Raw genomic sequence first — 8,095 nt, forward strand, 5'->3', positions numbered from 1 at the left:
AATAAGACCCTTATATACCATGTTTTTGGGGTAAAGAAAAATCATCATCCTCTGTACTTACTGTTATTAAAAGCCTCATTTGCTTCGCAATTTACTCTTTTAAAATTAAATTATAAACTTTAAGTTAAATACTTGAATTATTTATCTGCCTTTAGTACAATATAATTACAAATAGAAGAAAATATTTCAATTGAGGGCAAAACTGCTGTAAAGCAGTGACGCAAAGCTATGGGTCTTACTGAGACTGCCAGGCTGCAGACTTTAGTGCCCGGCCATTTGTGGTCGGTTTTTTTATTACCAAAAATATACCACCAGTCGGTATTAGGATAGGAGGGTCAGCAATGGAAGTTATCGAAAAATTAAAAAATAAAATAGAAGAATATGACCCATCTCAGGCCAGCTTTATTTTGATTTTAAAGTATCTAATTGTTGGATTTATCTGGATTGCTTTATTTGAATATTTTATTGACATCTTTATACCTGCTGATCAAATACACAGTTTTTTTCATTTTGCAAATAAGGTTATTTTTATTATTTTTTCTGCAGTACTAATTTATTTTTTAATACGCAGGACCTTAAATGCTAATTATAAGATAAGTAAAAGTATTATAGATAAGGCTGAGGAAATAAAAAATGAAGAAGATAAAATTAAAAAATTTAATTTAATTGAAGATATGATAGATGTTGGAATTTGGGAATATGATCTTCAGAGTGGTGAATTATATCTTTCTTTCTGGGCTCAAAACAAATTAAATATCCATCAAAAATATACCAGTCAGGGACCAATAGAATCAATAAAAGAATATATTCACCCGGATGACCGGCAGGAAGCTCAAAACAAATGGGAACTTTTTTTAGAGAATAAAAATAAAAAGTACAGTAATATATTTCGAGTTGAAAACAATTCAGAATATATATATATCAAACACAGCGGTCGTTTTTTAAAGGATAGTGATGATTCAGCAGTTAAAGTAATTGGAACTACAACCGAAATTACCAGAGAAAAGAAGCTTGAAGATAAATTATATCAGCTTGCTTATTATGATGATTTTACCAGTCTGCCTAATGAAAAATATTTTTTAGATAAACTGGAACAGCAGATTAGAGCTGTTGAAAATAGTCAAAATAAAGATGGATTTTCAGTTTTTTATATTGAAATTATGGACATGGATAATATATCTAATCTAGATGGCTCACTTCATGGCAAAGAGACAGCACAAAAAATCGCTGATACCTTAAATAGGGATTCAGAACTAGAATTAATAAGCCACTATTATGAAGATAAATTCCTGCTTTTATATAACAGAATTTCGGAACAGAAAAATATCAAAGCTAAGGCAGAAGAAATTTATCAGTCAGTGAGAATGCTCTGGAAAGAAAATAAAATCGATTATTTTTTAGATTTTAAAATTGGGATTACTGTTTATCCCTCAAATGGAAAAGATGCTAAAACTTTAATTAGTAGAGCTCACCATGCCCTTCATACAATTGAAGCTAGTAATCAGTTTTATCAAATTTATGATAAGAAAATTTATTATGCAAAATTGAATAATATACAGTTGAAAAATGATTTAAGAAAGGCTGTCGAATCAGAGGGCTTAAGTCTTGTATATCAACCTAAAATTGATCTAAAAAATGATGATATTGTTGCTCTTGAGGCTTTACTTCGCTGGCAGCATCCTGAATTTGGTCAGATTTCACCTGGATATTTTATTCCGATTGCTGAACAGAGTAATTTAATTACTCAAATAACGCGCTGGGTGATTAAAAGGGTCATTAAAGAATTCTCTGAGAACAGGATTTTACGGGAATCAGAAAAGATTATTTCGATTAATCTATCTGCCTATGACTTAAAAGATGACAGTCTAATAACCTTTTTAGAGGGATTAATCGCTGACGGAAAATTATGTCCTCATCAGATTGATTTTGAGATTACAGAATCTGTGTTTTTGGATGCTGAAAAAAGAGACTTAGAAAATCTTAATAAATTAAAAGAGGCAGGTTTTTATATCTCACTCGATGATTTTGGCAAAGGATATTCTTCACTTTCTTATCTGGCTAAACTTCCAATTGATATGCTTAAACTTGATATGTCTTTTATTCGTAATCTAGATCAGAAAAGAAATAGAATTTTGATAGAAAAAATTATTGAATTATCTCATGAGCTTGATTTTCAGGTTGTAGCAGAAGGTGTAGAAGAAAAAATTGAACTGGAGATATTAAAAGATCTCAATTGTGATTATGTCCAGGGTTATTATTATTACCGTCCGAAGCCGCTTGCTGAACTTGAGTCTATCATCTGCTATGATTGCAATATACAGCATTTATGATATAATTTTACTATAATAAGTAAAAAAGGTAGGGGTTAAAATGTTAAAGTCAATCAAAGCTAAAATGCTCTTTGCAATCTCAATATTAATTTTATTAATTGTTGGTGGTACAGCCTTAACATTATATAATCAGTCAACAAATATTATGGAAGCTACTATTATGTCGGGTGCTGAAGAAAGCGCTCGTCAAAATTCTAATACAATTAATGAGTGGCTAACTGGAATGGAAATTTTCTTAAAAGATTTAGCAAATTCAAATGATGTTAAAACTATGATGTGGAGCAGTCAGGAAAGATTCCTCAAAGAGGCCGATCATCCTGAATTAGAAAATATTATAGTTGCCCGAGATGATGGTAGAGCAAATGTGGTTGGTGGAGAAAATATCGATGTTTCTGATCGAGAATATTTTAAGAGAGCAATGGAAACAGGAAAGATAACATATTCGAATGCCAGGCCCAGTGAGTTAACAGAGGGAAATGTTATCTCAATTGCTGTCCCGATAATTGATCTGGGAGAACAGGTTGGAGTCTTAATTGGTACTGTCTCGACAGAATATCTGCAGCAGTTAATTACTGAAATGAATATTAACGGAGCTGGTTATGGTTGGATAATCAATCAAAATAAGAATACTATAGCTTATCCGGAAAAAGATTACATAGCAAATAGTGAACTTGCAGAAAGTAATCAGGATTTAAAAAATATTAGTCAAAACATGGTGGCTGGAGAGAGTGATGCAGTAAACTATAACTTTAATAATCAGGAAAAAATTATGGCCTATCATCCGGTAGAAATTAATGGCTGGTCCGTAGCAATGACAGCAGATCGAGCTGAAGTGATGAGCGGACTTAATAATTTAAGAAATACTAGTCTGGTAATTGCAGTTATTGCTCTAATTTTTGGAATGATTGTTACAATAATTATTGCCTCCTATATAGCAAATCCTCTTAATTATGTCACAGCTGCTGCAGAGAAAATTGCAGCAGGAGATTTCACCTTAAATATTGATGATAAATATTTAAAACGTAAGGACGAAATTGGAAGCTTAACAAATTCATTCTCAGAGATGATTACTAATCTGAAAGAAATGATCTTAGATGTTAAGAATGTTTCAGATCGAGTTGCAGCCTCCAGCGAAGAATTATCAGCCAGTGGAAACCAGGTTGGTGAAAGTGCTGATGAGGTTAGCAGAGCTATTCAGGAAGTAGCCTCTAATACAGAGGAACAGTCAGCTCAGGTTGAAGAAACTACAGCTACAATGGATGAGTTAATTAAACAGATTACAATGATCAATACTTCCTCTGAGGCTATGGATAGACAGGCTGCAGATGTAATAAAAAATATTGAAAAAGGTAATCAGTCTATTGACAAATCTGCTTCCGAAATTAATAAAGTTAAAGATAATTCGCAGAGTGTGGAAGAGTCGGTCCACTCTCTGGCAGATTCTTCACAGAGAATTGGAGAAATAGTGAGCATGATTAAAGATATATCTTCTCAGACTAATCTGCTGGCTTTGAATGCAGCAATTGAAGCAGCCAGAGCAGGAGAAGCGGGCCGCGGATTTTCGGTAGTTGCTGATGAAATTAGAGAACTTGCAGAAGAATCAAACAAGGCTACAGATGAAATCACTGAATTAATTGAAGGTATTCAAAAAGATGTAAATGCTTCTGTAAAAAATATGGAAGAGACTGGAGAGGTAGTTGAGTCAAGTGTTAGCTCCATTGAGGAGAGTGGAAAAGCATTTGAAGAAATTGAAAATACTGCTGGAGTTTTAAGTAGAATTATTGGAAATATAAATAGTAAGGCTGAAGAAATGGCTGCCAACAGTGATGATGTAGAAATAGCGATCAGAGAAATTGCCTCTGCAAGCGAAACTGCAGCTGCTAATGCTGAGGAAGTTGCAGCTTCCAGCCAGGAGCAGAATGCAGCTACAGATGAGATTATTACTGCTTCACAGGAACTGGCTGAAATGGCAGAAGAATTATCAGAGTCGATTTCTAAGTTCAAACTTTAAAAACTTGCTGCTTAATTCTTATTAAAAGTTAATACTAAAAAAAGGAGCCTTTTGGGCTCCTTTTGCATAACTGGGTAATTTAACTTTCAAGTTATAACTAATGTTCAATTCTTGACATTATTGGAAAACGAATTAGATAGGCAACAACTAAATAAATTGCTGTTGTAGTTAAGCCGCTTAGATAATGAAAATCAAACTGATGTCCCAGATAAATATTTGTCGTCACAGCCAGTAAAATAAGCGACAGTGCAGGAATCAAGATTGAAATATTTTCTAAAATACCTGGTTGATAATTACTTTTTACTTTTGTTTTAAAATTGAAATTAGATTCTTTCAAGTCTTTGAAAATTATTACCCATAATATCTTTAAAGAATAAGCAACTGTTAAAATACTGCCAAGATGCAGCAAAAATTCAAACATTGGAATGGCACTAAGCGAATATTTAATTAGATGTTTGCTGCTGTAACCAATAAAAAAAGGAAAAGCCATTAAGGATAGAAAAGAAAGTATAGTACTTAATGCATTAATTTTTTGCCGCAGTTCACAGCGTTTAAAATCAAAGATGGAATTTGATTTGAATTCTTTAATCCAGCTGCCGGCACCATTAAACAGTGTTGACTTTGCCAATGCATGAGCTATAATGTGGAGTATTGCACCATAGTATCCGTAAATATTTCCACTGCCAATGGCCAGAGTTATAAATCCAAACTGACTGATCGAACTATAAGCTAAAATAAGTTTGTAATTTTTTTCTTCCAGAGCTTTAATTCCACCATAAAAAATCATAATCAGGCCGAGATATAAAAGCAATCTATTTCCATTAACAATAATTTTTAAGAGTGAAATATAACCAAGTTTGGCAACTAAGCCAGAGGAAAGTGCACAAAATGCTGTTGACGCCTGTTTATAAATGTAAGGAACCCAGAAGTGGAAGCCAATAACAGCACTTTTTACTCCCAGACCAACAATAAACATCAGCTGCAGCCAGAATTCTTTAACCTCCCCTACATTTTGATAACCATTTGTATAAGCGGTTAAAACAGTGAGAATTAAAAAACTCCCACCTATAAACTGAATCACAAAATACTCCCAGGCAATATTCTTGTTGTCCCAGGCCAGCATCAGAGAAGTAGTTAATGTTGCAAGTTCCCAGCCAATCATAAAAATAAACCAGTTATTTGTAGTGACTACAAGACTAAAGCTGATTACAAAAAATACTGTAACTAAAAAAAATAAGGACCGGTATTCTTTGATTTTTCTCCAGTTTGAGATTAGAGTGAAAAAAGTTACTAAAAAGCCAGTGCTTAAAAATAAGATATTAATATTATTAAAGATAAAATTACTGGAAATAAATACCTGCATATAACTGCCTCCTCTGTCAAAATTATATCATAAGCGTTAAATAACTGAAAGAAAAAAATAAGCAATTGAGTCAGAAAAATTTGACAAATGCAAAAACTGATGATATATTTAAATCACTGAGTATTCTAAACTAGTTACACTTACTCAGGTTAAATTTTAGGAGGAAGATATTAATATGGTTTACACAGGAAAAGTTAAGTGGTTTGATGAGAAAAAAGGTTATGGCTTTATTGAAAGAGAAGATGGCGACGATGTATTTGTACATTTCTCTGCACTGCAGCAGGAAGGTTTTAAAACCTTAGAAGAAGGTCAGGAAGTTGAATTCGAAATTGTTGAAGGAGACCGTGGTCCTCAGGCAGAGAATGTTGATGTTATATAATTAAAGATTACGGAAATTACCCTGACTATTAATTTAGTCGGGGTTTTTTTATTTTATAGATAATTTATTATATTAGTTGATTTTTATTTTTAATAAAGATAAAATTGTATAAAGATAATTAAATAAAATGATGACTTAAAAACAAATATTGGAGGTAAATTATGAAATTCAAAATAATAGTTGACAGCTGTTGTGATTTGACAGATGAAATCAGAGAACGATTTGATATATCAACTGCTCCTCTATCGATAGATATTGGAGATAAACATTTTGTTGATGATGAAAAACTGGATAGAGAAGAGCTGCTGACTGCAATGCGCAGCAGCGATCAGGCACCTAAAACTGCCAGCCCCGGTCCGGGACCTTTTTTAGATTTATACAAAAAATATGAAAATATCTTTGTGGTGACTCTATCTAAAGAATTAAGTGCAACCTACCAGAATGCAGTTCTGGCAAAAGAGATGTTAATGGAAGAAGCTGAAGATAAATTTGTTAAAGTTTTTAATTCATTCAGTGCTTCTGCAGGAGAAACAATGATTGCTTATAAATTAGGTGAGTTGATTGAGGCCGGTTTAAATAGAGAAGAAATTGTATAAAAAGTTGAAAAATATGTAGAGGAAATGCAGACTTTATTTGTGCTTGATTCGCTTGATAATTTAATCAAAGCAGGAAGAATGGGAAAATTAAAAGGTAAGATAGCTTCCTTTTTTAATATTAAACCTGTTTTGGGTGCAACTGAAGAAGGTACTATAACTCTAGTTGATAAAGCTAGAGGCAGCAAAAGAGCTATCAGAAAACTTGTAGATAAAATTGGAGAAAAAGGTGAGAATTTAGAAGAAAAAGTTCTTGGTATTGCCCACTGTAATGCTTTAGAGAAAGCAGAATATATAAAAGAAAAAGCAGCAGAAAAATATAACTTTAGAGAAATTATTATAGTGGAAACAGCCGGAATCAGTACTGTTTATGCTAACGAAGGTGGAATAGTTCTGGCGTTTTAAAAAAGAAAGCCGGTGTAGCTCAAAGGCAGAGCAGTGGTATCGTAAACCGAAGGCTGCAGGTTCAAGTCCTGTCACCGGCTCCATAATTTCATTTTTAGTGACTGTATAATTGATAATAATTTTTACTCAATTTATTCTTTCCAGGCTTCAACAAATTTTGTTAATCCCTGCAGGAAAAATCCGCCTGCAACCCAGTAGTATACAAGTTCCGGGTTAGATATAATTAACATTCCAACAACAATATAAATTAACCCCGAAAAAATCAAGGTAATCTTACTGGTATTATCAGCTTCTTGGGCCAATTTATCCACCCCCGAAATTATAGTATTTGAATTATAATGTCTTAAAATTTTATTTTTAGGATTGAATTCTCCTAAATGAGTTCGTAGATCTTTCCAGAAATCTGGGAAAAAGATGATGTTTAAAAATATTCCTCCAAGCAGCAGACTGAGCAGATAAGTAGTACTGTGCCAGTAGTCTCCCCAGCTTAAAAGTAGTCCGATTTCGTCCATAAATAATCCGAGACCAATTCCATAGATTAAGGCATTATCTCTGCGGTCAATAAATTTTGTTCTGGTAATTGAAAACCAGCCTGCAAGAGCGATTAATGCAATACCAATATATAGATGATGAATGTGATAACCAAAAAGTATAATGTTTGAACCGATATAAAATTGTATATCACCAGCTTTAGCAGCGGTAGATGCTGCACTACCCGCTGAGCCAGCTATTAATACAGCCAGTCTAATAAACAGAAAGGACAGAAGGTATGCACTGCTAATAATAAATGGAATTGATTTATCTTTCTCTTTATTTGTTTCATTTTCTTTTTGTTGATTAGTAATTGGCATCACCTCCATTTATTTAACTTGTTTTAAGTATAAGAAAAAGAATATTTTATTTCAAGTTTATTTGAACATTGTTATATTAAGTTTTTGTGAACGAAAAGGTCTTTAACTGAAAAATTTGCTGTTGATTTAAAAAAGACTTTAGTTTAAACACATAATATAGAGG

The 8,095-nt window shown here is 32.8% G+C and carries 5 protein-coding genes, 1 tRNA gene, 1 pseudogene and 1 riboswitch; of the genes and pseudogenes, 5 read left to right on the forward strand and 2 right to left on the reverse strand.

Features of this window, described 5'->3' with window-relative positions:
• Nucleotides 1-185: 185 nt before the first annotated feature.
• Nucleotides 186-260: riboswitch (cyclic di-GMP riboswitch) on the forward strand.
• An 81-nt stretch (nt 261-341) separates the two neighbouring features.
• On the forward strand, nt 342-2,330 hold the full coding sequence (locus tag CI949_RS13550) for a GGDEF domain-containing phosphodiesterase (protein ID WP_290767304.1): 1,989 nt from the start codon (nt 342-344) through the stop codon (nt 2,328-2,330).
• Between the two features lie 40 nt (nt 2,331-2,370).
• A complete protein-coding gene (locus CI949_RS13555; RefSeq protein ID WP_290767306.1) occupies nt 2,371-4,341 on the forward strand; it encodes a methyl-accepting chemotaxis protein in 1,971 nt (656 codons plus the stop codon).
• Between the two features lie 97 nt (nt 4,342-4,438).
• Here the strand turns inward: CI949_RS13555 and CI949_RS13560 are convergent, their stop codons facing one another.
• Nucleotides 4,439-5,704 carry a complex I subunit 5 family protein gene (locus tag CI949_RS13560; protein WP_108140419.1) on the reverse strand — a complete coding sequence of 422 codons (1,266 nt, stop codon included), beginning with the start codon at nt 5,702-5,704 and terminating at the stop codon, nt 4,439-4,441.
• 175 nt (nt 5,705-5,879) lie between these two features.
• On the opposite strand from CI949_RS13560, the gene CI949_RS13565 reads away from it, so the two are divergent.
• The 3 genes and pseudogenes from CI949_RS13565 to CI949_RS13575 all read left to right on the forward strand — a co-directional run bounded on the left by CI949_RS13565 (nt 5,880) and on the right by CI949_RS13575 (nt 7,164).
• A complete protein-coding gene (locus tag CI949_RS13565; protein WP_005487305.1) occupies nt 5,880-6,083 on the forward strand; it encodes a cold-shock protein in 204 nt (67 codons plus the stop codon).
• Between the two features lie 161 nt (nt 6,084-6,244).
• A pseudogene (locus CI949_RS13570) lies at nt 6,245-7,081 on the forward strand (DegV family protein).
• Between the two features lie 8 nt (nt 7,082-7,089).
• Nucleotides 7,090-7,164, forward strand: a tRNA-Thr gene (locus CI949_RS13575).
• Between the two features lie 48 nt (nt 7,165-7,212).
• Here CI949_RS13575 and CI949_RS13580 read toward each other — a convergent pair.
• Complete coding sequence (locus CI949_RS13580; RefSeq protein WP_258222447.1) at nt 7,213-7,932, reverse strand: hypothetical protein; 720 nt, start codon at nt 7,930-7,932, stop codon at nt 7,213-7,215.
• Nucleotides 7,933-8,095 lie beyond the last annotated feature (163 nt).

Source organism: Halanaerobium sp., from assembly GCF_003070835.1.

Bases quoted from the DNA above. Each gene is read 5' to 3' on its own strand.
- CI949_RS13560 (WP_108140419.1), bottom strand. From the start codon at position 5,704: ATGCAGGTATTTATTTCCAGTAATTTTATCTTTAATAATATTAATATC.
- CI949_RS13580 (WP_258222447.1), bottom strand. From the start codon at position 7,932: ATGCCAATTACTAATCAACAAAAAGAAAATGAAACAAATAAAGAGAAA.
- CI949_RS13555 (WP_290767306.1), top strand. From the start codon at position 2,371: ATGTTAAAGTCAATCAAAGCTAAAATGCTCTTTGCAATCTCAATATTA.
- CI949_RS13565 (WP_005487305.1), top strand. From the start codon at position 5,880: ATGGTTTACACAGGAAAAGTTAAGTGGTTTGATGAGAAAAAAGGTTAT.
- CI949_RS13550 (WP_290767304.1), top strand. From the start codon at position 342: ATGGAAGTTATCGAAAAATTAAAAAATAAAATAGAAGAATATGACCCA.